Raw genomic sequence first — 23,568 nt, 5'->3', positions numbered from 1 at the left:
GGCGTAAGCGATCCCTTGGTGCAATAGACGAGCACGCGGCGTCACATCGACGGGATCAACTGGCGTTGCTTGTTGCCCAGTCCCAGTAGAGTTCGCGGGTTCGTTTGGCGAGGGGGCCGATCTGATACTGATTGTCGTCGAAAGCGGTGACCGGGGTGACTTTGCTCATGTTGCCCGACATGAAGATCTCATCGGCCTGTTCAAAATCCGTGTAGCCCAGCACGCTCTCGTGAACCGTGATGCCATCGGCGCGTAGGTTTGCAATGTGGCGGGCGCGGGTGATCCCGGCAAGAAAGGTGCCGTTGGCAATCGGGGTGAAGACCTCGCCGTCACGCACCATGAAGATATTTGCCGTCGCGGTTTCGGCAACATTGCCCATCGCATCTAGTGCCAAAGCGTTGCTGAAGCCTTTGGCGCGGGCTTCGCGCAGCATGCGGGCGTTGTTGGGATAGAGGCAGCCCGCCTTTGCATTCACCACGGCGCTTTCAAGGATGGGCCGCCGAAAAGAGGTGCGGGTCAGTGTGGCGGAGGCTGTCGGGGGTGCCATCGGGATCTCTTCCAGACAGAGCGCGAATTGGGTGCTTTCTGGCCCCGGTGCGATCATTGTGGAATCGCCGTCTGTCGCCCAGTACATGGGCCGGATATAGACGGCTGCGCCGGGGGCAAAGAGAGACAGCCCTTCTTTGGCAATGGCGACCATGTCTGTGATACTGACGGTCGGTGCCATCATAAGGGCTTCAGCTGAAGCGTTGGCGCGCGCGCAGTGCAGATCAAGATCAGGGGTGACCCCATCAAACAGACGGGCCCCATCAAATACGGAGGACCCGAGCCACGCGGCATGGTCTGCAGCCTTCATGATCGCGACATCACCGTCGTGCCAGCTGCCGTTGAAATAGGTGCGAATGGTCTTGCTGATCGCCATGCCGGGCCTCGTCCTGTAGGTGCTGGAGTGGGGCGACCCTAGGGCGCAATGGGTCAGTCGTCCAGACCTTTTCCTGCCGTCTGCGCTTGGGCGTATTGCTAGATCTGGGCGGCGAATACGTCTTGATCAGGCAGGTTCTGGCGCATCTAACCCCAGCTCCCGCAGAACGCCGCGCATCTCGCTTTGCCACCTGGTGCGCAGGTCTGAATTGCTGCGGTGGCGCAGGCCAAGTGCAGAAAGGGTCTCGAACTTGTCAGAGGCATCAGTTCCAAAGCTGATGGCAACCCGGGGCCACCAATAGTGAATGGATTCCGTCAACATGCTGATGTCGCCTTCCTGCACCAATCGCGCCAGCCCTTCGTGGGCAAGGCGCGCATGATGGGCCTCGACAGGTTGAATTGAGCGGAAGGCCTCAGCCAACGGTTGGTAGGAAATCATCGACAGCTCTGCCAGCTGAACAGCGACCGCGCGGCCCATCAAAAGGTTCATAACCACCGCATCGGCCCAACCTTCCAGCGGGTAGTTGAACACCGCAAGGCGCCGGTCGTGTTTTGATCGGCTCTGATCAAGTCCTGCATCGCGATCTAGACGCGCAGTCCAGGGGTGATGATCCACATAGCGTTCAGTATCGGCGCCAAAATCACCCATTACCTGCAGAACACGATCAGCGTTGGCGGTTTTTTCCAAAACGATCCGGGCTGCAGCCATGCGGGATTTGATACCCGGACCTTCGTTGATGATATCGACAAACCCCGCGGCGCCTGCAAGCGCGCTGTCGACAAAGCTGGCCATGATTGTCATCAACTCTGCGCGGTAGCGTGGCGGAACATTGGAAGGGTTGCTGAGGACGCCACCGGCCGCCAGATAGCCCTCGATGCTCATCTCATCATTCATGCCATGCTCTCCTCGGATCTGCTGATGCGCAGCTGTCGCCGCCTGCGTCCTAACCTAATGGGCTATTGATCGTAGTCCACCACGACTTTGTCACTGAGCGGATAGGCCTGGCAGGACAAGACATAGCCCTTTTCGACCTCGTAATCCTCCAGCGCATGGTTGGCGATCATCTCGACCTCGCCCTCCAGCACTTTGCAGCGGCAGGTGGAGCAGACGCCGGCCTTGCAGGCATAGGGCGCATCCATTGCGTTCTCCAGTGCCGCATCCAGCAATGTCATATCCTTGCCCATCTCGATGGTCTGGGTCGCGCCATCCAGGGTGATCGCAGCTTTGGTCTGATTGGCACCGGTCCCTGTGCCACCTGCCGTGACCTTGCGTTTGGCACGGCCTGGCTGGGCTGAGGCGAACAGCTCAAACTTGATCTGGCTATCATTGAGGCCCGCCGTGCGTAGGGCACTGGCGATGCCCAGCATCATCGGCTCCGGGCCGCAGATGAAGGCAGTATCGACAGACTGGATGTCGATCCAACGCTCAAACAGCTGGGCGCATTTCTCCTCGGTCACCAGACCGGTGAACAGGTCGATTTCCTGCGCGTCCGTTTCCAGCACATGGATCACGTTGAAGCGGCCCATGTAGAGGTTCTTGAGATCCTCCAGTTCCTCGCGGAACATGATCGTGTTCACGCCCTTGTTGGCGTAGACCAGTGTGAAGGAGGCGTTCGGCTCTGCCGCCAGCGTGGTCTTGAGGATCGACAGTACCGGGGTAATGCCGGAACCGCCGACAAAGCCCAGGTAGTGCTTCTCGGCCGCCTCATTAAGCGGGGTGAAGAAACTGCCCATCGGCGCCATCGCCTGCAGGGTGTCGCCGACCTTCAGGTCGGTGTTGGCCCAGGTTGAAAACGCGCCGCCGTCGACGCGTTTGATGCCGACCTGCAGGATGCCTTCATCCTTGCCTGCGCAGATAGAATAGCTGCGGCGCAGTTCCTCGCCGTCGAAGTCACGGCGGAAGGTCAGGTACTGGCCTTGGGTGAAATCGAATTCTTCTGCCGCGCCGCCCACGGGTTTCAGGGTGACAACCACCGCATCGCGGATGGTCTTGCGGACGTCGGTGACTTCTAGGTCGTGAAAGCGCGCCATCAGGGTCTCCTCAGATGCACTTGAAATAATCAAAGGGTTCGAGGCAGTCCTGGCAGCGCCAGTGGGCCTTGCAGGGGGTCGAGCCGAACTGGCTGACCTTGGTGACATGTGTGCTGCCGCAGTTGGGGCATTTTTCCGGGCCTCCTGCGGCCTGGGGCGGGGCGATGCCGTAATCCTCCAGCTTGGCGCGGCCCTTGTCGGACAGCCAATCGGTGGTCCAGGCAGGGGAGATCTGGGTTTTCAGTCTCAGATCGGTAACGCCGTGGCCCCGCAGGGCGGTTTCGATATCCAGGGCAATCACTGCAGTTGCCGGGCAGCCGGAATAGGTCGGGGTGACGCTGATCACAAGGGTTTCCCCTTCCCAGGCCACATCGCGGATGATGCCCAGATCCACCAGCGAAATCACCGGGATTTCCGGATCCGGCACGGAGTCGAGCCACTCCCAGATCTGGTTGATGCTTGGCTGAGTTGTCACTTGGCTCATGCGGTTTATCCTTGCTATGCACCGCCCGGACGATAGGCCGGGCAGCCCCCGACCTCCCCCACGGGAGGGGGCTTCACCCCCACCCGAGGCCGGGGGCCGCCCTCAGTTCTTTGGCCGTGGCCTTACCACCTGGCGCCGGGATAGGCGCGCTGCAGCCATTGCATCTGGGTCAGCAGATGGCCCAGGTGCTCGGTATGCATTGCACCGGTGCGGCCGCCCTTATGGGCGAAACGGCTTTCCGGAATGGTCAGTGTTGCGTCGCCCAGGATGCGGGAGACCAGTGCGTCGTATTCCTCACGCAGGGAGGCCGGGTCGGGTCCGATGCCCGCCTTGACCATTTCCGCGTCCACGTCGTCGGACTGGAACATCTCACCCGCGTAGGGCCAGAGATAGTCCAGTGCCTCCTGCATCCGGCGATGGCTTTCCTCAGTTCCGTCGCCCAGGCCCACCACGGTATCGGCGGAACGTTCCAGGTGATAAGCCACCTCTTTCGAGGCCTTTTCGGCAATCGCAGCGACGCGTTCGTCTGAAGATTTCATCAACCGGCCCAGCTGGATCGAATGCCAGGCATCGAACAGGAACTGGCGCATCAGGGTGCGGCCAAAGTCGCCGTTGGGCACTTCCACCAGCAGCACGTTGCGGAAATCCCAAGCATCGCGCAGGAAAGCCAGATCGTCGGCGGACTTGCCGTCTCCCTGCACCTCAGCCGCGAGGCCTAGCCACATCTGGGTCTGGCCGATCATGTCCAGCGCGGTGTTGGCCAGCGCGATGTCCTCTTCCAGCACCGGCGCATGGCCGCACCATTCGCTGACCCGGTGGCCGAGGATCAGGGTGTTGTCACCCATCCGCAGCAGGAACTGGGTGAGTGCCTCGTCTTTGTTAAGCGGGCGGGTCATTACATCGCCCCCACTTCTTCGGGGATGTCGAAGAAGGTCGGGTGGCGATAGACCTTGGACTCGGACGGCTCATAAAGCGGGCCCTTGTCGCTGGGCGAGGACGCGGCGATGTGGTTCGCCTCGACCACCCAGATCGACACGCCCTCATTGCGGCGGGTGTAAACATCGCGGGCGTTCTTGATCGCCATCTCGGCGTCCGGCGCGTGCAGGGAGCCGACGTGGCGGTGGCTCATGCCGTGCTGGCCGCGGATGAAGACTTCCCAGAGGGGCCATTCGTTTTTCATGTCTTAAATCCTCCTGGCTGAGGGGGCGCCGCCGCAGTGTTCGAAAACGGGCAGAGCGCCGGAATGCTTGGGGTTATTCGGCAGCGTGCTTTTGCGCGGCCTTCTTTTTGGCATGCGCCAACAGCCCGTCGCGGACCCATTCGCCGTCGTCCCAGGCCTTGTTGCGGGCGGCAAGGCGGTCCACGTTGCAGGGGCCGTTGCCCTTGATCACGTCAAAGAATTCGTTCCAGTCCGGGTCGGTGTAGTCATAATGGCCGCGCTCCTCGTTCCATTTCAGGTCCGGGTCGGGAACGGTGAGGCCCAGGTATTCGGCCTGCGGCACGGTCTGGTCGACAAACTTCTGGCGCAGCTCGTCATTGGTGTTCATCTTGATCTTCCAGGCCATCGACTGGGCGGAATGGACCGAGTCCTTGTCGGACGGGCCGAACATCATCAGCGACGGATACCACAGCCGGTTCAGCGCATCCTGGGCCATCTTCTTCTGCTCGGGCGTGCCCTCGGCCATCTTTCGGATGGCGTCATAGCCCTGTCGCTGGTGAAAGCTTTCTTCCTTGCACACCCGGATCATCGCTCGCGAATAGGGGCCGAAGGAGGTCCGCTGCAGCGGCACCTGGTTCATGATCGCCGCACCGTCAACCAGCCAGCCGACCGCGCCGATGTCGGCCCAGTTCAGCGTCGGATAGTTGAAGATCGACGAATACTTCATGCGCCCGTCCAGCAGCATCTCGGTCATCTCGTCGCGCGACACGCCCAGCGTTTCCGCAGCACAATAGAGGTACAGACCGTGGCCTGCCTCATCCTGCACCTTGGCCAGCAGGATCGCCTTGCGCTCCAGCGTCGGTGCGCGGGTGATCCAGTTGCCCTCGGGCAGCTGGCCGACGATTTCGGAATGGGCGTGCTGGCCAATCTGGCGGATCAGCGTCTTGCGGTAGCCTTCGGGCATCCAGTCCTTGGGCTCGATCTTCTCGCCCGCGTCGATGCGCGCCTGAAAGGCCGCCAGCTGTTCCGGATCGTCCTGGGTCGCTTCGGATTTGACCATCTGAGCATACATGTCTGGGACCTCCCTTGGGTTTGTTACACGCGTTCGAGGATCAGGGCGGTGCCCTGTCCGACGCCGACGCACATGGTGCAGAGCGCATAGCGCCCGCCGGTGCGTTGCAATTGATAGGCAGCGGTCAACACCAGCCGGGCGCCGGACATGCCAAGCGGGTGGCCCAGTGCAATTGCACCGCCGTTGGGATTAACATGGGGCGCATCGTCCGGAAGGCCAAGCTCGCGCAGGGTGGCGAGGCCCTGCGCAGCGAAGGCCTCGTTCAGTTCGATCACGTCCATCTGGTCTATGGTCAGACCGGTGCGGGCCAGCACCTTGCGGGTCGCAGGCACCGGGCCGATGCCCATGATGCGCGGCTCAACCCCGGCGGCGGCCATGCCGACGATGCGCGCCATCGGTTTCAACCCGTTTTTCGCGGCCGCGGCTTCATTTGCCATCAGGATCGCCGCAGCGCCGTCGTTGACGCCAGAGGCATTGCCTGCGGTGACGGTCTTGTCCGGTCCGTTGACGCCCTTGAGGCCCGAGAGCTTTTCAGCCGAGGTGCCGGGGCGCGGGTGTTCGTCGGTGTCCACCACCAGGGCTTCACCCTTGCGCTGGGGGATCGTCACCGGGGTGATTTCGTCGTTGAAAAGGCCCGCCTCATGCGCTGCGGCCCAGCGGGCCTGGCTGCGGGCAGCAAAGGCGTCCTGATCGTCGCGGGAAATGCCATAGTCTGCGGCGACATTGTCGGCAGTCTGCGGCATGGAATCGGTGCCATACATCTCGTGCATTTTCTTGTTCACGAAACGCCAGCCGATGGTGGTGTCATAAACTTCATTGGCGCGGGTGAAGGCGGAGGTTGCCTTGGGCATCACAAAGGGTGCGCGCGACATGCTCTCAACACCGCCGGCGATGGCCATGTCATAATCACCCGCCTTGATACCGCGCGATGCCATGCCGACCGCATCCATGCCGGAGGCGCAAAGCCGGTTAATGGTGGTGCCGGGCACGGTGGCAGGCAGGCCTGCCAGCAGGGCGGCCATGCGGGCGACATTGCGGTTGCTTTCGCCGGCCTGGTTGGCATCGCCCAGGATCACGTCATCCAAGGCGCCCCAGTCCGCATCCGGGTTGCGCGCCGCTAGGGCAGCAATCGGCAGGGCGGCAAGGTCATCGGTCCGCACCTGGCTCAGCGCGCCGCCGTAGCGGCCGATCGGGGTGCGGGTGGCATCGCAGATGAAAGCATCCATGGGTCTACGGGTCTCCAAATCGCGGCAAGTTATAAGCCGACCATATAGTCGGTAATAGGCTTAGAAGTGATTCTCGGCAAGAGATATGTAACTATATATATCTATTTTTGCAAAATCTGTAACATATTAATAATCTGCCACTGGTCGGGCGATCGCGCAATACTGTGTGGATGTGTCCCATCGAGAAGCCTGTTTCGTCGCGCGATGAGAAATGGAATAGTTTACATGTTGACTAATTTTGCGCCTGCACTCTGACTGGCCTTGGCCTGCATTTTTGATCAGCGTGTCAGTCACAGGCAGAGACGGTCACAGACAGAGGAGGGCTTGATGAATATTCTCTACATCATGTTTGACCAACTGAGGTTCGATTATCTCAGCTGTGCTGGACACCCGCACTTGCAGACGCCGCATATTGACGGTTTGGCAAAGCGTGGGGTGCGGTTCACTCGTGCCTATGTGCAATCGCCGACCTGCGGGTCCTCGCGTATGTCCAGCTATACAGGACGCTACCCATCAAGCCACGGCGTGCAATTCAACGGCTACCCTCTGCGCGTCGGCGAGTGGACGATGGGCGACCATCTGCGCAAAGCCGGGATGAGCTGCCATCTGATTGGTAAGACCCATATGGTTGCCGATGCCGAAGGGCTGCAGCGCCTTGGTCTTGCTCCGGACAGCCTTATCGGCGTGCGCCAGACGGAATGTGGTTTTGATCCCTTTGTTCGTGACGATGGGCTTTGGGCCGAAGGGCCGGATGGTCTTTATGATGATAAGCGTAGCCCATATAATGAGTATCTCAAATCGAAGGGCTATCCGGGCGAAAATCCGTGGAGTGATTTCGCCAATGCCGGGACGGAGGGGCAGGATGTCGCGTCCGGCTGGTTTATGGTCAATGCGGACAAGCCAGCCAATATTGCAGAGGAAGACAGCGAGACACCCTGGCTTACCCGTGAGGCAATGCGGTTTATTGAGATAGCAGAACAAAACGGTGATCAGCCTTGGTGCGCGCATCTGAGCTATATCAAACCGCACTGGCCCTACATCGTGCCGGCCCCCTATCATGATATGTATGATGCTGAGCATGTGCTTCCGGCTGTGCGTAGTGCGGCCGAGCGGCAGGATGCTCATCCCGTGTTCGAGGGGATGATGAACAACCAGATTGGCCAGGCCTTTTCCCGCGATGAGGTGCGCCAGAAGGTGATCCCGGCCTATATGGGGTTGATTAAGCAGGCAGACGATCAGATGGGTCATTTGTTTGCTTGGTTGGAGGCGACGGGACGCATGCAGGATACGATGGTCGTGCTGACGTCAGACCATGGGGATTATCTTGGCGATCACTGGATGGGCGAGAAGAACCTGTTCCACGAGCCGTCGATCAAGGTGCCATTGATTATCTATGACCCACGAGGTGAGGCAGATGCCACGCGCGGAGCCACTTGTGATGAGGTGGTTGAGGCGATTGATCTGTTGCCGACTTTTCTGGAAGCTGCAGGAGGGGAACCTGCCCCACATATCCTTGAGGGGCGCTCTCTGATGCCATGGCTGCGCGGAGAAATGCCCGAATGGCGCGACTATGCCGTAGCAGAGTTTGACTATGCGACGCTGCCATTGTGCGAAAAGCTCGGGCTGACTCCCAAAGATGCCCGCCTGTTTATGGTTGTCGATAAACGGTGGAAATTCATGCACGCGGAAGGCGGTCTGCGCCCAATGCTGTTTGATCTTCAGGAAGATCCTGATGAGTTGGTAGATCTTGCTAAGAGTGGCGCGCACCAGGAGGTGATCGATCTGATGTGTGATCGCTTACTGGAGTGGGGTTTGCGGATGTCGCAGCGCATCACGTTATCGGACACACAGATCGCCACGCGGCGGGGAAAGTCGGCCCGGAAGGGTATCCTCTTGGGCGTCTATGAGCCATCCGAGGTGGATGATACCTTGACTGAGGCCTACCGTCGACCGATCCCGAAACCCACGAGCTGAATGCAGTTCTCGCGTTCGAAGAGACGTACCGTCATATGCAGCAGATGCTGGGCGACGCTTGGCAAGCTGCGTTGACGCGCGGCATGATGGATCTTGTCAGCTTGTGGATCCGGATCTAGGGTCAAATGCAAATCTGCGGAATAATGTTCCGCATTGCGAAATTGATAGGGCTGACACCTGTGTTTCGATCAAGGGTAGTCACGTGGCAGACCGGCTTTCGTGACTTGAGCCTCGTCGCAATCCTGATCGATACCGCCCGCAAGAAGAGGAAAGATCCATGACCGAAGCCATTGTCTATGAACGGATTGGCGATATCGCAGTTCTCGCTGCACAGAACCCGCCGGTGAATGCACTTGGAATAAATGTGCGCCGCGGCTTGCTGGCTGGTATTGAGCGCGCCGAGAAGGAAGGCGCGCGTGCCGTACTGATCTATGGCGAGGGGCGGACGTATTTTGCAGGCGCTGATATCCGTGAGTTTGGCAAACCCATGGAAGAACCGGGCCTGCCGGATCTTTGCAACCGTATCGAGGCCGCAAAGCTGATCGTTGTATCGGCCCTGCACGGCACAGCGCTGGGCGGTGGGTTGGAGGTCGCACTCTCCTCGCACTACAGGATTGCCGTACCAGGCGCCAAGATGGGGCTGCCGGAGGTCCATCTGGGGATCATCCCAGGCGCCGGTGGGACCCAGCGGCTACCCCGCGTCGCAGGTACAGAGGCTGCGTTGGAGATGATCACAACTGGCCGTCACGTGGCCGCTGCCGAGGCTTTCGACAAGGGCGTCATCGATCGCATTGCTGAGGGCAACCCGCGCGAGGTCGGACTGGCCTATACCCGTGAGCTGCTTGAACAGAATGCACTGCGTCGCCCGGTCTGTGACATGCCCGCACCAGAGCCCGTCGATTTTGATGCTACATACGAACGTGTTCTGGCCCGTGGGCGCGGCCAGCTCTCCCCGGCGATTGCGGTGCGGGCAGTGCAGGCCGCCTGCGAAGCACCAAGTTTTCTTGATGGTGTGCGGCAAGAACGCGAATTGTTTATGAAGCTGATGGAAAGCGATCAGCGGCAGGGATTGATCCACGCCTTCTTCTCGGAACGGGCGGTCAGTAAACTGCCTGAGCTTGTTGATGTCTCCCCCCGCGATGTCGCTGCGATGGGCGTCATCGGCGGCGGCACCATGGGTGCTGGCATTGCAACAGCCGCGCTGCTGGCAGGACTGTCAGTGGTGCTGATTGAACGGGACGAGGCGGCCTCAGTTGCGGCTCGGGAGCGCATTGAAGGCAATCTCAGGGGGGCGCTGAAGCGAGGCAAGATCAGCCAGTCGCAATTCGATGCTATCCTTAATGAGACGCTCAAGCTGGCGACGGATTACGCGGCTTTGTCGCAGGTCGATCTGGTGGTTGAAGCGGTTTTTGAGGACATGGATGTAAAACGCGACGTTTTTGCAGCGCTGGATGAGCATTGCAAACCGGGCGCCATTCTCGCCAGCAATACGTCATATCTGGATATCAACGACATTGCTGCCGCCACCAGTCGGCCATCTGACGTGATCGGACTGCATTTTTTCTCTCCCGCGCATGTGATGAAACTGCTGGAAGTGGTGGTCGCGGATCAGACAGCGCCTGATGTTGTGGCCACCGGCTTCGCCTTGGGCAAAAGGCTGAAGAAGACCTCCGTACGTTCCGGCGTCTGTGATGGCTTTATCGGCAATCGGATCATGAACAGCTATCGCAAGGCGGCTGACTATATGGTTCTGGACGGTGCATCCCCGTATCAGATCGACAAGGTGATGACGGGGTTTGGTTTCGCCATGGGACCGTTTGCGGTCGCTGACCTGGCGGGGCTGGACATTGGCTGGGCCGCGCGCAAGCGTCGTGCGCCGACACTCGATCCACGCGAACGGGTGGTGCATTTCTCTGATATGCTTTGTGAAGGCGGCGATTTCGGGCAGAAAACCGGTCGGGGCTTCTACGTTTATGAAGAGGGCAAGCGTGGCGGGACGCCGAATCCACAGGTAGCCGAATACATTGAGCGCGATCAGCGTGATCAGGGCGTGACACCGCAGATTTTTGCCAATGACGAGGTTCTGCGCCGCTACATGTGCGCGATGGTCAACGAAGCGGCAAAGGTCGTCGGCGAGGGTATCGCCTGCCGCCCCCTGGATGTCGATATGGTGCTGCTGTTTGGCTACGGTTTTCCCCGGTTCTGGGGTGGCCCGCTGAAATGGGCGGATCTGCAGGGGCTGGACAGCATTCTCAAGGATATTCGTCGTTACGCCAAGGAAGATGCCTTCTTCTGGCAACCGGCTCCGCTGTTGGAGCAGATGGTTGCCGAAGGGCGCAGCTTTGATGACCTCAACAAGGAGGCCCGCTGATATGAAACAGGCTGTTATCGTTTCTGCTGCCCGCACCGGGCTGGCCAAATCCTTTCGTGGGTCTTTCAATCAGACGCATGGTGCCACCTTGGGGGGGCATGCTGTCGCTGCCGCTGTTGAGCGGGCCAGTCTGGAGGGGGGCGTAATTGAGGATTGCATTATTGGCTGTGGCTTTCCCGAAGGGGCGACAGGGCACAATATCGGGCGCCAGATCGCTTTACGTTCTGGCATGCCGCAGACTGCTGCTGGTATGACGGTGAACCGGTTTTGCGCGTCGGGCCTTCAGACCATCGCGCTGGCGGCGCAGCAGATCACCGCCGAAGGGGCCGGACCGATGGTTGCGGGTGGGGTGGAGAGTATCTCCATGGTGCAGCCCAATGTGACTCAGGTGCAGGATACCTGGCTGCAGGAGCATAACCCGCACGTCTACATGGCGATGATTGACACGGCAGATGTCGTGGCTGAGCGTTATGGCATCAGCCGGGAGGCGCAGGATGCCTATGGCCTGCGCAGTCAACAGAAAATTGCAGCAGCGCAGGATGCAGGTATCTTCGACGATGAAATCGTGCCCATGCAAACGGTTATGGCCGTAAAGGACAGGGACACAGGAGAGATCAGCCATCGCGAGGTCACAGTAAATCGGGATGAATGCAACCGTCCCCAGACGACGTTGGACGGGCTGGCGGGATTGGAGCCGGTGCGTGGCGCGGGCAAGTACATCACCGCAGGGAATGCCAGCCAGCTCTCGGATGGTGCAGCTGCGGTTGTGATGATGGAGGCCGACGAAGCCAGCCGCCGCGGCCTTGATCCTATGGGTGCGTTTCGAGGGTTTTGTGTGGCAGGCTGCGCGCCCGATGAAATGGGCATCGGCCCCGTGCATGCCGTGCCGCGCCTGCTGGAGCGACACGGGTTGACGGCGGCGGATATTGACCTTTGGGAATTGAACGAAGCCTTCGCAAGTCAGGCGCTTTACTGCCGGGACAAACTCGGCATTCCGGATGAGATCTGCAACGTGAACGGCGGCTCAATTGCGATCGGCCACCCGTTCGGCATGACTGGTGCGCGGATGGTGGGGCACCTCCTACGCGAAGGTCACCGACGCGGCGCCAAACTCGGGGTGGTGACCATGTGTATAGGCGGCGGCATGGGCGCGGCGGGCCTGTTTGAGATTTACTGATCACAACTACGCGGGGTTTTCTGGCCGCGCTGTTTGCATGATCAGGAGAGCAGGACGGGTAAATCAAGCATAACGGCCAATCAGCACGGGGAGGTGCGCGGCATATGGATTTGAACTATTCGACCGAGGACCTTGCCTTCCGCGCAGAGGTCCGCGCGTTTCTGGAGGCCAAACTGCCCCAGGATCTATCGGATGCCGTGCGTCTGGGGCGCGGGCTGGGCAAGGAAGGGCATGATCGCTGGCACAGTATTTTGAATGAGCGGGGCTGGCTGGCACCAACCTGGCCAGAGGAATACGGAGGCTGCGGTTGGAATGCAGTCCAGCGTCATATCTTTGAGGAAGAATGCTGCCGCGCTCATGCGCCACGTATCGTCCCCTTTGGGCTGACCATGTTGGCGCCTGTTTTGCAGAAATTCGGATCTGACCAACAGCGTGCTTATTTTCTGCCAAAGATCCTTTCGGGGGAACATTGGTGGTGTCAGGGGTATTCCGAACCTGGCGCCGGCTCTGATCTTGCCAGCCTGCGCACCCGGGCTGTTCGTGACGGGGATCATTACGTTGTCAACGGGCAGAAAACCTGGACCACGCTTGGCCAATACGCCAACTGGATTTTCTGCCTCGTGCGGACCGACCCGGATGCGAAACAGCAGGAGGGCATTTCCTTCCTGCTGATCGATATGGATACACCCGGTATCGAGGTGCGGCCAATCATCCTGCTTGATGGCACCCACGAGGTGAACGAAGTCTGGTTCACCGATGTGCGGGTGCCGGTTGAAAACCTGGTTGGAGAGGAGAACAAGGGCTGGACCTACGCGAAATATCTGCTGACCCACGAACGTACGAATATCGCAGGCGTGGGGTTCAGTCAGGCGGGGTTGGAAGCGGTAAAGCGGCTCGCACGTCAACAGATCCACCGCGGCCGCCCGCTGATTGAGAACCCACATTTTGCGGCGCGACTGGCCCGCGCGGAAATCGATCTGATGGCTATGGCGACCACCAATCTGCGTATCATCTCTGCCGCCGCCCAAGGTCAGGCTCCGGGCGTCGAGAGTTCGATGCTCAAGGTAAAAGGCACCGAAATTCGTCAGGAGATCAACGATCTGGCGCGCCGTGCCGCTGGCGTTTACGCGCTCCCCTTCGCGTCTGAGGCTCTGGCGGGTGACAACAGTGCCCTCGCTCCACCGGAAGGCAGCGACGCCGCTGCGGCGCAGTATTTCAACAATCGCAAGCTGTCTATCTTTGGCGGTTCGAACGAAATCCAGAAGAACATCATCGCAAAGGTATCGCTGGGAGGCCGGACATGAATTTTCAGCTGACGGAAGAGCGCCAGATGTTGCAGGATAGCCTGCGCCGGTTTCTTGCGGATCGCTATACGGTTACTGCGCGAAACAAGGCTATTGCGGATCCCTCTGGGTATTCCTCTGCGATTTGGAGGCAGTTGGCTGACCTTGGTGTACTTGGCGCCTTGCTGCCCGAAGCGGTCGGTGGATATGGCGGCGCTGGCTTCGACATCGCGACGATCTTTGAAGAGTTAGGCCGCGCGGGTGTAGTTGAACCGGTCCTTGATACAGCCGTGCTCTGCGGTTCTTTGTTGTGCGGGCCACATGGTGCGCAGCCGTTGCCCCGTGATCGGCAATTTCTTGAGCGGCTGATCGCGGGGGATCTGCAGCTGGCCTTTGCCCATGGGGAGCCAGCCAGCCGCTACGAGCGCACTTGGGTTGAGACCACGGCGACTGTTGATGGACAGGATATTGTCCTGACAGGCCGCAAATCTGTGGTGGTCAATGCTGAGGCGGCGGAGCTGTTGATTGTCTCTGCGCGTGAAGGGGGCGCGTCTGGTGACCGCGACGGCCTGTCACTGTTCCTCGTCGATCCGAAGACGGCTGGGGTGCGCATGCAAGGCAGCGCGCTACTGGCCGGCGGCAGAGCCGGAGAGATCGAATTGGATGGTGTCCGCCTGTCGCCCTCAGCGCGTCTTGGTACAGCAGGAGGGGCTGCTGTCCGGGTTGAGAGCGCATTGGCGGCAGCGGAGGTTGCACTGGCGGCAGAGGCCCTTGGTGCGATGGAAACGGCCACGCGGCTGACCATGGATTACCTTACCACGCGACACCAATTCGGGCGACCGATCGGGACGTTTCAGGCGCTGCAACATCGTCTCGCTGAGATGTTGATTGAGGTAGAGCAGGCGCGTTCTGCGGTCATCAATGCTGCGGGTCATCTCGAGGGTGCGCCGCAGGTCCGCGACCGCCACATTGCAGCCGCACGCAATCTCATCGGTCGAACCGGGCGTCATATCGCCGAGGAGGCAATCCAGTTGCACGGCGGTATTGCCATGACCGCAGAATATGAGTTGGCCCATATCGCCAAACGCATTGTGATGACCGAACATCGGTTCGGCGACGCGGACACTCAGCTGGAGCGGTTCATTGACCTATCGGCAGCCTGATCCGATATCGCCAACCGACCCGGCTGAGGGCGGACAGGCGCCGGTTCCGGTCAAACGGATCATTGAGGATCTGGGCTGCCAGCAACTGGTCGGCTATCGCACTGAGATTGACACGCGCACTGGAGCCTGCCGCGTCTCACTGGAGCTCGCGCCGCAACATCTCAACCGCAACGGGCTGCTGCATGGTGGTATCGTTGCGATATTGATGGATGTGGTTTGCGGTAATACGGCCTCACAACATTTCGATACGGCAGCGCATCCACCGGTGGTCACCGTATCGCTAACCCTCTCCTATGTGGCAGCTGCGCGCGCTGGACGGGTTGAGGCCAAGGCGAAGGCCACCGGTGGTGGCGCATCGCTGGCCTATGTCGCAGGCGAGTTGATGGATGGCAGCGGTCAAATTTTGGCTACTGCAAATGGCGTTTTCAAAAGGATACGCGGCTGACGCGACTCCACTGTTTCTTCGCCGGGTGATCTTTCACGATCGGTACAATCACAGGGGTGACCCATGACGCTATGGCATGAATATATCGAACAGCATGCGCGCCAACGCCCTAAGGCCCCGGCTTTTGGTGACAGTGGTGGTGCGCGCTGGACCTATGGTGATCTCGCGCGGGCCTGCAACGCATTGATGACACATCTGGCCGACTTGGGTATCGGGCCCGGTGATCGGGTCATGTTGCTTTGCGAGAATTGCTGTGCGGCAGTCGCTGCGCTGTTTGCCACATCGCAGCTGGGGGCCGTGGCGGTGCCGGTCAATGCCCGGATGCGCGCCGCTGAGGTGGACCGAATTCTCGCTCACGCCCAGCCCGCAGCTGTCCTATTGACTGCTGCCGCTTCGCCTGACGCGGCGGCCCATGCCAGCCGTCTTGGCGCGCAGAGGGTCGAGGGCGACTTCGGGTGCCTGCATGTTGTTTCTCAGGATGCCGGTGGCAAATCCTGCGCCCAGATACCAGAGGGGCTGGCGGTGCTCCTCTATACCACAGGCACCACTGGCGATCCGAAAGGGGTGATGCTGAGTCACGACAATCTGAGTTTCGGGGGCGGCGCCTCGGCACGGCTGCGCGATATGACGACCAAGGATGTGGTTTACGGTGTGTTGCCTCTTAGCCATGTGTTTGGCCTTGCGTCCGTTTTGACCGCTTCCGTGATGATCGGGGCGGAGGTTCGGCTTGAGACACGCTTTACGGCGGAGCGGTTTTATCAGGCGCTACGATCCGGGGTCACGCTGGTCTCTGCAGTGCCACAGATGCATGCGCTGGTGATGCAATATGCCAAGGAACAGGGACTGGACCATCTCGGTAGCCCGGATTTGCGCTACGTGTCGTCCGGTGCTGCGCCGTTGGATCCGGATTGGAAACGTCGGGCCGAGGCGTTTTATGGCGTTGCCTTGCAAAACGGGTATGGTATGACCGAGGCCACCGCAGGCATCTGCGCCACGCGCAACCGTTTGGGTGACTCTGATACATCGGTTGGTCCGCCGCTACCCGGTGTTGATGTGCGTCTGGACCAGAGCGTTCCGGGTGGTGGCGATGGGGTGGGAGAGATCTGCCTGCGCGGGGGTAACGTCATGCTGGGATATTTCGGCAACCTGGAGGCAACGCAGGCTGTCCTCGATCCTGCGGGCTGGTTGCGCAGCGGCGACATGGGGCGTTTGGACGAAAGTGGCAACCTACACATTGATGGGCGCGCCAAGGAACTGATCATCCACGGAGGCTTCAATGTCTTTCCGCCAGAAGTCGAAGCTGCGCTGAACGCCCATCCGCAGGTGATTCAATCCGCTGTTGTCGGTCGCCCGCAGGATGGCGACGAGCAGGTGGTTGCCTTCGTACAGGTAGCGGTTGGGGATGAGCCAAAGGTCGATGAACTGCGGGCCTTCGTTGCGGAGCAGCTTGCAGGCTACAAACGACCTGGTCTCATCATCCTGACGGACCAGCTGCCAGCTGCGCCGACAGGTAAGATCCTGAAGCATATGTTGCTGACGCATTTTGCGGATCAGCTGACCTGATGCGCCCGCGCCGCGCATCGCGCGGCGCTTACCCCAACAGTAGGGATGCCTTTTTTAAAGGTCTCACAGCGGGTGGGAGGGTGCGGATCAGAGCTACCTAGGCCCGCAGTGCTTGTCAGCGATAGTTTCAGGCCCAGACGCCGTTGGCAGCATCTCGGATATTGCGAATGTTGGCGCCATAGACGTCGGGGTCATTGACGGAGCCCCCCTTGAATACCGCAGATCCGGCCACCAGCACATCGGCGCCAGCTTCGGCGACCAGTGGGGCTGTGCTCGGATCAACGCCGCCGTCAATCTCGATATGGACCGGACGATCACCGATCATTGAGCGCAGGCTGCGGATCTTGCTGGTCATATCAATGAATTTTTGACCGCCAAAACCGGGATTGACGGTCATCACGCAGATCAGGTCGGTCAGGTCGAGCAGATGCGCCACAGCTTCTGCTGGGGTGCCTGGGTTAAGCGCGACGCCGGCTTTCATGCCGGCAGCACGGATCGCCTGCAGGGTGCGGTGGATGTGTGGGCCTGCCTCAATATGGGCGGTCAGAACATCGGCGCCTGCATCGGCATAGGCGTCGATATATGGATCGACTGGTGCGATCATCAGGTGGACGTCCATCACAGTTTTTACATGGGGGCGAAATGCCTTCACCGCCATCGGACCGAAGGTGAGGTTGGGCACAAAATGCCCGTCCATCACGTCGATATGGACCCAATCGGCTCCTTGAGATTCGATGGCCTGAATCTCTTGGCCAAAGTTGGCAAAATCGGCGGACAGGATAGACGGTGCAATCTTGATGGAGCGGTCGAAAGACATGGCAGCGGTTCCTTGGGTTCATGGATAGCGTTTTGCCGCCATATAGCGGCTTGGAGGCTGCGCGCCTAGGGGGCACCGGTGACCACGAAGGGTAGCGTTACAAAAGCTTCACCGCGATGACACACAAGTTTTGCTCTCTCCCCTTAGGCAGTCCCAGACAGAGACGGGAGCCTCAGGTGCTGCGAATTGACAAACTGACCAAGAGATTCGGTGATAAAATCGCGGTGGATACCGCCACGCTGGATATCGATAAGCCTTGCATGATCGGCATCATCGGCCGGTCGGGGGCGGGTAAATCCACGCTGTTGCGCATGATTAACCGGCTTGGTGACGCCAGCGATGGGCGGATCCTTTTCGAAGGGCGAGACGTGACCCAGCTGCGCGGTAAGGAGAAGCGCGCCTGGCAATCGGATTGCGCGATGATCTTCCAGCAGTTCAATCTGGTGCCGCGCATGGATGTCGTATCCAATGTGCTGCACGGTACACTCAACCGACGCTCAACTTTGGCGACGCTGTTCAATCTCTACCCGATGGATGACATTCACCGCGCGATCGACATTCTTGATCGGCTGGGCATCGCGGAACATGCCGCGAAACGGGCAGAGGCACTCTCCGGTGGTCAGCAGCAACGCGTCGCTATTGCCCGCGCCCTGATGCAGGATCCGGCGATCATTCTCGCCGATGAGCCGATTGCCTCACTGGATCCGATGAACGCACAGACCGTGATGGAGGCCCTGCGCCGTATCCATGAAGAGGATGGCCGTACCGTTATCGCCAATCTGCACACGTTGGACACGGCGCGCCGCTACTGTGACCGCGTTGTTGGCATGCGCGACGGGCGTATCGTCTTTGATGGTCTGCCAGAGCAGCTGACCACAGGCGTTGCGCGCGAAATCTATGGCGCCGGCGATGATTTCTCCGAAGCCGCCACCTCCACCGAGATTGAGACCCTGAACCGTACCAAACCGCGCCGTCAGCCAGCTGTGGCTGTTTGATCGCTTTTCCAAACCCGGCCGTTTGTGTGCCGGGCTGACCAACCAGAGAGATTGACTATGAAAAACCTGTTTATTGCCATTCTGGCGACCACAGCCCTGACCGCACCGGTTCTGGCTGACACCGCGGAGATTCAGGAATTCCGCATCGGTATTCTTGGTGGCGAGAACGCTCAGGATCGTTTGAACAACAACGAGTGTCTGCGCCAGAAAACCGAAGATCTGCTCGGTGTCGAAACCAAGCTCTTTGCCCCGGCAGATTACAACGGTGTCATTCAGGGCCTGTTGGGCGGCACCATCGATATGGCATGGCTGGGCGCATCGGGTTACGCGAAGACCTACCTGAGCGATCCGGCTGCCGTTGAGCCTATCCTTGTGAAGGTAAACAATGACGGTGGCTATGGCTACTACTCCGTTGGTTTTGCCCGCAAGGACAGCGGCATCACGTCGCTGGACGATATGCAGGGCAAGGCCTTTGGCTTTGGTGATCCGAACTCCACCTCCGGGTTCCTGATCCCCTCGATCGAGATCCCCGAAGCAACCGGCGCCACCATGACGTCAGGCGACTATTTTGGTGAAGTGAAATTCACCGGTGGCCATGAACAGACTATCGTTGCGGTTGCCAATGGCGATGTCGATGCCGGCGTCAGCTGGGCCGATGGCCTGGGCGAATGGGAAGATGGCTTTAACTCAGGTGCGCTGCGTCGGGCTGTCGATGCAGGCCTTGTCGATATGAATGACCTTGTCCAGATCTGGCAGTCCAAGCCTATCCCCGAAGGCCCTGTTGTCCTGCGTACCGATTTGCCTGAGGACGTGAAACTGAAGATGACCGGCCTGATGGCGTCCCTGAAATCAATGGATGCGGAGTGTTTCTACGGGGTCGCAGCAGGTGAGGCTAAAGGTTTCATGCCGATCACCCATGACGCCTATGAGGTGATCATCGAAGCGCGGAAATTGAAGTCCAACTAATTTCAGCACCAAAGCGTGCGGGGGCGGAGCATCAGCATCGCTCCCGCCATTTTGACGGCCAATTGCCAACAGCCTGAACAGGTCAGCAGAGATGCTCGTTCGAGAGCATCACCGTCCCGTAGGATGCTGACGCAATTGCTGCCACACAGGATCCCAGTCATGACACATGCAACAGTCTCGGCCCGGCCAGTGGCTGATATCCAGGCCGAGTATCAGGCACTAATCCAGCGAAAACGCTTGTATGGAGGGGTCATTCTGGCGGTATTTGTCGCCATGATGGCAGCCGGTTTTCGGATCGCAGATGATCGCAATGCCGGCTCATTCTGGAATGGCATTACCCATGTTTTCGATTATCCTTCCGAGGTGCTGTCAGAAGCGGTCGAGAAGGTTTCCCTGCTGCCTGCGCATGTGGTGCAGTTCTTCCCCGCGTTGATTGAGACGCTGAATATTGCCGCCGCGGCTACGCTGATTGGCGCCATTTTTGGCACTCTTCTGTCGCTGTTGGCGACGCGGGGTCTGGCCCGCTGGCCGTCCTTGATCCCGGTCTTTCGCCGGTTGCTGGATATCTTCCGCGCGATCCCGGAAATCGTGATCGCACTGGTTCTGATCTTTCTTCTGGGTGGCGGCCCTGTGCCTGCGATGATTGCGATTGCAATCCATACGGCGGGGGCGCTGGGCAAACTGTTCTCGGAAGTGAATGAAAATGCATCCCTGAAACCAGTCGAAGGGCTGGCCTCCGTCGGCGCTGGCTGGGCGCAGCGCATGGTGTTGGGTGTCTTTCCTCAGGTTGGTCCAAACTATGTCAGCTACGCGCTCTTGCGGTTTGAAATCAATATTCGGGCCTCGGCTATCCTCGGTTTCGTCGGGGCGGGTGGCATCGGATATGAGTTGCGCAACGCCATGTCCTGGGGGCAGGGGCGCTATGACGAAGCTGCTGCAATCTTTCTTCTGCTGTTTTTCACCATCGTCCTGGTGGATCAACTGTCAGGCCTGCTGCGTGACCGGTTGACCCACGGAGCCAAACAATGACGACTTTTGACACGACCGTCCCTCCGACTCTGCGCAAATTGGATATGGAGCGCCTGTTCATGCGCAAGCGTGCCTTGAGTCTGGCGTTGCCGCTCTTGGTGCTTGCCTATCTTGCCTATGTGTTCGTCGCCTTTGATGTGGCGGGTCTGGCCGAGCGGATGAACCCGAAGAATGCACGCACGTTGGTAGCAGACAGCTACAGTTACAAAACCCACGTTACGCGTGACAACCGCAGCGGTGCCGTCAGCGTGGCCATCGAGGGAGAGCGCAAGGGTGCCTATCCGGACGGGCAGTCTCCGGAGTGGGTGACGCTCGCCGATACATCTTCGCAGGTTACGATCATTGACCTCGAAGATGGCTATGAGATCCGGTTTGGTCCTGAGAGCATCGCCTTTGATATACCCGGCTATGGTACCATTCGCGCAACGCCAAGCCGCAGCGCCGGTGTACAGGCGGAATTCCCGGCGGGGGATTTGCCGGATTGGATCAATGCATCGAAGAACCGACTGGCCGTCACGACGGAAGCTGGGCGCCTGACGGTGACCCGGAACCGGGCGGAGGTGTTTCGTTATTTTGCCGGTTGGGAGCTGTTTTTCTTCACCCTGGACAGCCCGTACCACGGCATGGGCATCGGTGAGCTGATGACGCGGGCCGCCACCGGCGAAGCGGGCGCGATTTTCCATGATTTCTGGACGAATAAGATGTGGCGTCATCAGGATGTCGCCTGGGCGATTTTTGAAACGCTGCTGATGGCATTTCTGGGAACGATGGGGGCAGGTTTGATTGCGCTTCCGCTGGCCTTTGCTGCCACCCGGAATTTCATGCCGTTGCGCGCGGTTCGCTTCGCCACCCGTCGCGTGTTCGACTTTGTGCGCGGCGTGGATTCGCTGATCTGGACGGTTGTTCTGGCGCGGGCCTTCGGCCCTGGCCCGCTGACCGGTGCGCTGGCAATTCTGGTGACCGACACTGGAACCTTCGGCAAGATCTTTTCCGAAGCTTTGGAAAACGTCGATCAGAAACAGATTGAGGGCGTCGCCTCAACCGGTGCCAAGCCAGCGCAGCGCTACCGGTTTGGAGTGATCCCGCAAATCACACCGGTCTTGCTAAGTCAGCTGCTTTACTTCCTTGAATCGAACACCCGCAGCGCGACCATCATTGGTGCCATCACCGGAGGTGGCATCGGTCTGCTACTGACGCAGGCAATCATCACCCAGAAAGACTGGGAAGAAGTCGCCTACTACATCGTATTGATCATACTCATGGTAATGCTGATGGATTGGCTCTCCGGCTGGCTTCGTCGCCGCCTGATCAAGGGTGAACCGGGTCGTAAGGCACGCCGTCAAGGGGCTGCGATGTTACTGCCCTGACTGTTTGGGGTCTTCATTGGCCCGCTCTATCCCATTGAAAGCTATCAGATGCCCCGCCTCTCTGCCGATCACCCGCATTTGCACCCCAACTGTGCCATCACCAATAGCCAGTTCGGCGCCTTCGTTGAAATCGGCGCAGACAGTCGCGTGCTGAACAGCCGGTTTGGCGACTACAGCTATTGTGATCGTAACTGCGATATCGCCAATGCGGAAATTGGGAAGTTCTCCAATATTGCCAGCGCTACCCGGATTGGAGCCACCGACCATCCCCTGCAAAGGGCTTCTCTGCACCATTTCCTCTATCGGTCGTCCAGCTATTGGGATGATGTTGAGGATGACGCGGCCTGGTTTGATCATCGGGCCAGTCGTCTGGCTCATATCGGGCACGATACCTGGATCGGCCATGGTGCGCTGATCAAGCCCGAGGTGACCGTCGGCCATGGTGCGGTGGTGGCGTCGGGCGCGGTGGTGACCAAGGATGTCGCACCCTATACGATTGTTGGGGGCAATACGGCCCAGCTGATCCGCCGCAGATACACTGAGACCGTTGCTGAACGGATGATGGCTTTGGCGTGGTGGGATTGGGAGGACACCCGACTGAAGGCTGCGGTTCCCGACTTTCGCGTGCTGAGCGCTGAGGCGTTTCTGGAGAAATATGCGTAGCGTCCGGCAGGGCTGATCCTAGGTCCGTGAGTGTTGTCGCCGATTAACTGACATCTGCTTTATCGCTGTTTGGGTCGCTGACTGTCAGGGTGACGCGGTCTCCCGCGAACCAGGTACGCCCGAACTCAACCGGATCGCCGCTCGGACCGGCGTTGATACCTGTGGTTCGCAAAATTGGGCTGCCTTCAGAAATCTTCAAATGCAAGGCCTGTGTGGCAGTTGCGAGCTTGGCAGTGATACGGGTCTCGACCCTGGTGAAATCAGCAACGCCGCAGTGTTTCAGCGCCTCTGTTACCGACTGGGTCTCTTTCAGCGCGGCAAGCAGATCTGGAAAGTTGTCTGACGGAAACACGCTTTGAAACAGTGCGATAGGCTGACCATCCGCCAGTGACAGCCCGTCGTAAACATGGACGGCCGCACCGGGATCAAGAGACAACGCCTCTGCCTCGCGCGGGCCGGCAGCGCGGGTTTCCAGCGTCAGGATCCTTTTGGCGGGAATACGCCCCAGACGGGCAACGTTCTGGTGAAACCGCACCCGTTTGCCAATCGGATACTCCGTCGGTTGCGCCGCGACAAAGACCCCCGAACCCCGTCGGGCATGGACCAGCCCTTGATCTGCCATCTCAGATAAGGCTCGCCGCACAGTGTGCCGGTTCACGCCGAACCGGCCTGAGAGCTGCACTTCGGGTGGCAGCTTGTCTCCGGTCTGATAGCGACCCTGCGCGATATCATCGGTGAGACTGATAGCGATGGATTTCCAGACCGCGGTGCGAGCCATGTCACGAAACTTTCACAAGGTTGTCGTTGCGCCGCCTAGGGCGACTCGGATAACATTTGTCTAGTTGTATAGATTATATAGACA

Annotated in this window: 22 protein-coding genes; 12 read left to right on the top strand and 10 right to left on the bottom strand. The window is 59.5% G+C overall.

The genetic code is table 11. The features are described 5' to 3' along the window. Positions 1–55 precede the first annotated feature (55 nt). The 8 genes from J4721_RS13525 to pcaF all read right to left on the bottom strand — a co-directional run bounded on the left by J4721_RS13525 (position 56) and on the right by pcaF (position 6,893). Positions 56–922, bottom strand: coding sequence for a branched-chain amino acid aminotransferase (locus J4721_RS13525; protein ID WP_211002828.1), 867 nt, complete (start codon positions 920–922; stop codon positions 56–58). A gap of 126 nt (positions 923–1,048) precedes the next feature. Next, the gene (locus J4721_RS13520) at positions 1,049–1,816 is read right to left on the bottom strand and encodes a Phenylacetic acid catabolic protein (RefSeq protein ID WP_102853983.1); all 768 of its coding nucleotides are present in this window, start codon (positions 1,814–1,816) and stop codon (positions 1,049–1,051) included. 62 nt (positions 1,817–1,878) lie between these two features. Next, positions 1,879–2,952, bottom strand: coding sequence for a 2Fe-2S iron-sulfur cluster-binding protein (locus J4721_RS13515; RefSeq protein WP_102876105.1), 1,074 nt, complete (start codon positions 2,950–2,952; stop codon positions 1,879–1,881). 10 nt (positions 2,953–2,962) lie between these two features. Then, on the bottom strand, positions 2,963–3,436 hold the full coding sequence (gene paaD, locus J4721_RS13510) for a 1,2-phenylacetyl-CoA epoxidase subunit PaaD (RefSeq protein ID WP_102876106.1): 474 nt from the start codon (positions 3,434–3,436) through the stop codon (positions 2,963–2,965). 122 nt (positions 3,437–3,558) lie between these two features. After that, positions 3,559–4,332 carry a 1,2-phenylacetyl-CoA epoxidase subunit PaaC gene (gene paaC, locus J4721_RS13505; protein WP_211002829.1) on the bottom strand — a complete coding sequence of 258 codons (774 nt, stop codon included), beginning with the start codon at positions 4,330–4,332 and terminating at the stop codon, positions 3,559–3,561. Beyond that, the gene (paaB, locus tag J4721_RS13500) at positions 4,332–4,616 is read right to left on the bottom strand and encodes a 1,2-phenylacetyl-CoA epoxidase subunit PaaB (RefSeq protein WP_014879084.1); all 285 of its coding nucleotides are present in this window, start codon (positions 4,614–4,616) and stop codon (positions 4,332–4,334) included. Before paaB ends, paaC begins: the two co-directional genes overlap by 1 nt. Before the next feature lie 73 nt (positions 4,617–4,689). Further along, positions 4,690–5,667 (bottom strand): 1,2-phenylacetyl-CoA epoxidase subunit PaaA, encoded by a 978-nt coding sequence (gene paaA, locus J4721_RS13495; protein WP_027248067.1) that lies wholly within the window; start codon positions 5,665–5,667, stop codon positions 4,690–4,692. 23 nt (positions 5,668–5,690) lie between these two features. Continuing rightward, positions 5,691–6,893 carry a 3-oxoadipyl-CoA thiolase gene (gene pcaF / locus J4721_RS13490; RefSeq protein ID WP_102882969.1) on the bottom strand — a complete coding sequence of 401 codons (1,203 nt, stop codon included), beginning with the start codon at positions 6,891–6,893 and terminating at the stop codon, positions 5,691–5,693. A 327-nt stretch (positions 6,894–7,220) separates the two neighbouring features. Here pcaF and J4721_RS13485 point away from each other — a divergent pair, with 327 nt between their 5' ends. The 7 genes from J4721_RS13485 to J4721_RS13455 all read left to right on the top strand — a co-directional run bounded on the left by J4721_RS13485 (position 7,221) and on the right by J4721_RS13455 (position 16,869). Beyond that, positions 7,221–8,867, top strand: coding sequence for a sulfatase-like hydrolase/transferase (locus J4721_RS13485; RefSeq protein WP_211002830.1), 1,647 nt, complete (start codon positions 7,221–7,223; stop codon positions 8,865–8,867). Positions 8,868–9,144: 277 nt separating this feature from the next. Continuing rightward, a complete protein-coding gene (locus J4721_RS13480) occupies positions 9,145–11,238 on the top strand; it encodes a 3-hydroxyacyl-CoA dehydrogenase NAD-binding domain-containing protein (protein ID WP_211002831.1) in 2,094 nt (697 codons plus the stop codon). A 1-nt stretch (position 11,239) separates the two neighbouring features. Next, positions 11,240–12,415: an acetyl-CoA C-acyltransferase gene (locus J4721_RS13475; protein ID WP_211002832.1), complete on the top strand. Its 1,176-nt coding sequence runs from the start codon at positions 11,240–11,242 to the stop codon at positions 12,413–12,415. A 104-nt stretch (positions 12,416–12,519) separates the two neighbouring features. Next, positions 12,520–13,719 (top strand): acyl-CoA dehydrogenase family protein, encoded by a 1,200-nt coding sequence (locus J4721_RS13470; RefSeq protein WP_102857882.1) that lies wholly within the window; start codon positions 12,520–12,522, stop codon positions 13,717–13,719. Beyond that, positions 13,716–14,861 (top strand): acyl-CoA dehydrogenase family protein, encoded by a 1,146-nt coding sequence (locus J4721_RS13465; RefSeq protein WP_102882972.1) that lies wholly within the window; start codon positions 13,716–13,718, stop codon positions 14,859–14,861. Before J4721_RS13470 ends, J4721_RS13465 begins: the two co-directional genes overlap by 4 nt. Then, positions 14,842–15,306 (top strand): PaaI family thioesterase, encoded by a 465-nt coding sequence (locus tag J4721_RS13460; protein WP_211002833.1) that lies wholly within the window; start codon positions 14,842–14,844, stop codon positions 15,304–15,306. The genes J4721_RS13465 and J4721_RS13460 overlap by 20 nt, the downstream gene beginning before the upstream one ends. A 63-nt stretch (positions 15,307–15,369) precedes the next feature. Continuing rightward, on the top strand, positions 15,370–16,869 hold the full coding sequence (locus tag J4721_RS13455) for a class I adenylate-forming enzyme family protein (RefSeq protein ID WP_211002834.1): 1,500 nt from the start codon (positions 15,370–15,372) through the stop codon (positions 16,867–16,869). Positions 16,870–16,996: 127 nt separating this feature from the next. Here J4721_RS13455 and rpe read toward each other — a convergent pair whose 3' ends face one another. Then, positions 16,997–17,686, bottom strand: coding sequence for a ribulose-phosphate 3-epimerase (gene rpe / locus J4721_RS13450; protein WP_027248060.1), 690 nt, complete (start codon positions 17,684–17,686; stop codon positions 16,997–16,999). A 176-nt stretch (positions 17,687–17,862) separates the two neighbouring features. Here rpe and phnC point away from each other — a divergent pair, with 176 nt between their 5' ends. The 5 genes from phnC (at position 17,863) to J4721_RS13425 (ending at position 22,706) form a co-directional block, all read left to right on the top strand. After that, the gene (gene phnC / locus J4721_RS13445; RefSeq protein ID WP_014879094.1) at positions 17,863–18,681 is read left to right on the top strand and encodes a phosphonate ABC transporter ATP-binding protein; all 819 of its coding nucleotides are present in this window, start codon (positions 17,863–17,865) and stop codon (positions 18,679–18,681) included. Positions 18,682–18,738: 57 nt separating this feature from the next. Further along, positions 18,739–19,647, top strand: a complete 909-nt coding sequence (phnD, locus tag J4721_RS13440) for a phosphonate ABC transporter substrate-binding protein (protein WP_014873520.1) — start codon at positions 18,739–18,741, stop codon at positions 19,645–19,647. Positions 19,648–19,806: 159 nt separating this feature from the next. Beyond that, on the top strand, positions 19,807–20,676 hold the full coding sequence (phnE, locus tag J4721_RS13435) for a phosphonate ABC transporter, permease protein PhnE (RefSeq protein ID WP_014879096.1): 870 nt from the start codon (positions 19,807–19,809) through the stop codon (positions 20,674–20,676). Then, positions 20,673–22,043: a phosphonate ABC transporter, permease protein PhnE gene (gene phnE, locus J4721_RS13430; protein ID WP_014879097.1), complete on the top strand. Its 1,371-nt coding sequence runs from the start codon at positions 20,673–20,675 to the stop codon at positions 22,041–22,043. The genes phnE (J4721_RS13435) and phnE (J4721_RS13430) overlap by 4 nt, the downstream gene beginning before the upstream one ends. A gap of 48 nt (positions 22,044–22,091) precedes the next feature. Further along, positions 22,092–22,706, top strand: a complete 615-nt coding sequence (locus tag J4721_RS13425) for a chloramphenicol acetyltransferase (protein WP_014873523.1) — start codon at positions 22,092–22,094, stop codon at positions 22,704–22,706. Between the two features lie 43 nt (positions 22,707–22,749). Here J4721_RS13425 and phnF read toward each other — a convergent pair whose 3' ends face one another. Continuing rightward, the gene (gene phnF, locus J4721_RS13420; RefSeq protein ID WP_102853998.1) at positions 22,750–23,484 is read right to left on the bottom strand and encodes a phosphonate metabolism transcriptional regulator PhnF; all 735 of its coding nucleotides are present in this window, start codon (positions 23,482–23,484) and stop codon (positions 22,750–22,752) included. Between the last annotated feature and the right edge of the window lie 84 nt (positions 23,485–23,568).

Origin of the sequence: Phaeobacter sp. HS011 (assembly GCF_018101215.1) — a bacterium.
GTDB lineage: Bacteria > Pseudomonadota > Alphaproteobacteria > Rhodobacterales > Rhodobacteraceae > Phaeobacter > Phaeobacter inhibens.
The sequence above is the reverse complement of the archived record's forward strand: the minus strand, read 5'-3'. Positions and strand labels throughout refer to the sequence as shown.

Coding starts and splice junctions, on each gene's coding strand:
- phnE (WP_014879097.1), top strand. CDS start 20,673: ATGACGACTTTTGACACGACCGTCCCTCCGACTCTGCGCAAATTGGAT.
- J4721_RS13465 (WP_102882972.1), top strand. CDS start 13,716: ATGAATTTTCAGCTGACGGAAGAGCGCCAGATGTTGCAGGATAGCCTG.
- paaB (WP_014879084.1), bottom strand. CDS start 4,616: ATGAAAAACGAATGGCCCCTCTGGGAAGTCTTCATCCGCGGCCAGCAC.
- paaD (WP_102876106.1), bottom strand. CDS start 3,436: ATGAGCCAAGTGACAACTCAGCCAAGCATCAACCAGATCTGGGAGTGG.
- J4721_RS13475 (WP_211002832.1), top strand. CDS start 11,240: ATGAAACAGGCTGTTATCGTTTCTGCTGCCCGCACCGGGCTGGCCAAA.
- J4721_RS13455 (WP_211002834.1), top strand. CDS start 15,370: ATGACGCTATGGCATGAATATATCGAACAGCATGCGCGCCAACGCCCT.
- phnE (WP_014879096.1), top strand. CDS start 19,807: ATGACACATGCAACAGTCTCGGCCCGGCCAGTGGCTGATATCCAGGCC.
- J4721_RS13525 (WP_211002828.1), bottom strand. CDS start 922: ATGGCGATCAGCAAGACCATTCGCACCTATTTCAACGGCAGCTGGCAC.
- J4721_RS13470 (WP_102857882.1), top strand. CDS start 12,520: ATGGATTTGAACTATTCGACCGAGGACCTTGCCTTCCGCGCAGAGGTC.
- paaA (WP_027248067.1), bottom strand. CDS start 5,667: ATGTATGCTCAGATGGTCAAATCCGAAGCGACCCAGGACGATCCGGAA.
- J4721_RS13480 (WP_211002831.1), top strand. CDS start 9,145: ATGACCGAAGCCATTGTCTATGAACGGATTGGCGATATCGCAGTTCTC.
- paaC (WP_211002829.1), bottom strand. CDS start 4,332: ATGACCCGCCCGCTTAACAAAGACGAGGCACTCACCCAGTTCCTGCTG.
- J4721_RS13520 (WP_102853983.1), bottom strand. CDS start 1,816: ATGAATGATGAGATGAGCATCGAGGGCTATCTGGCGGCCGGTGGCGTC.
- phnD (WP_014873520.1), top strand. CDS start 18,739: ATGAAAAACCTGTTTATTGCCATTCTGGCGACCACAGCCCTGACCGCA.
- J4721_RS13425 (WP_014873523.1), top strand. CDS start 22,092: ATGCCCCGCCTCTCTGCCGATCACCCGCATTTGCACCCCAACTGTGCC.
- J4721_RS13485 (WP_211002830.1), top strand. CDS start 7,221: ATGAATATTCTCTACATCATGTTTGACCAACTGAGGTTCGATTATCTC.
- J4721_RS13515 (WP_102876105.1), bottom strand. CDS start 2,952: ATGGCGCGCTTTCACGACCTAGAAGTCACCGACGTCCGCAAGACCATC.
- phnF (WP_102853998.1), bottom strand. CDS start 23,484: ATGGCTCGCACCGCGGTCTGGAAATCCATCGCTATCAGTCTCACCGAT.
- pcaF (WP_102882969.1), bottom strand. CDS start 6,893: ATGGATGCTTTCATCTGCGATGCCACCCGCACCCCGATCGGCCGCTAC.
- rpe (WP_027248060.1), bottom strand. CDS start 17,686: ATGTCTTTCGACCGCTCCATCAAGATTGCACCGTCTATCCTGTCCGCC.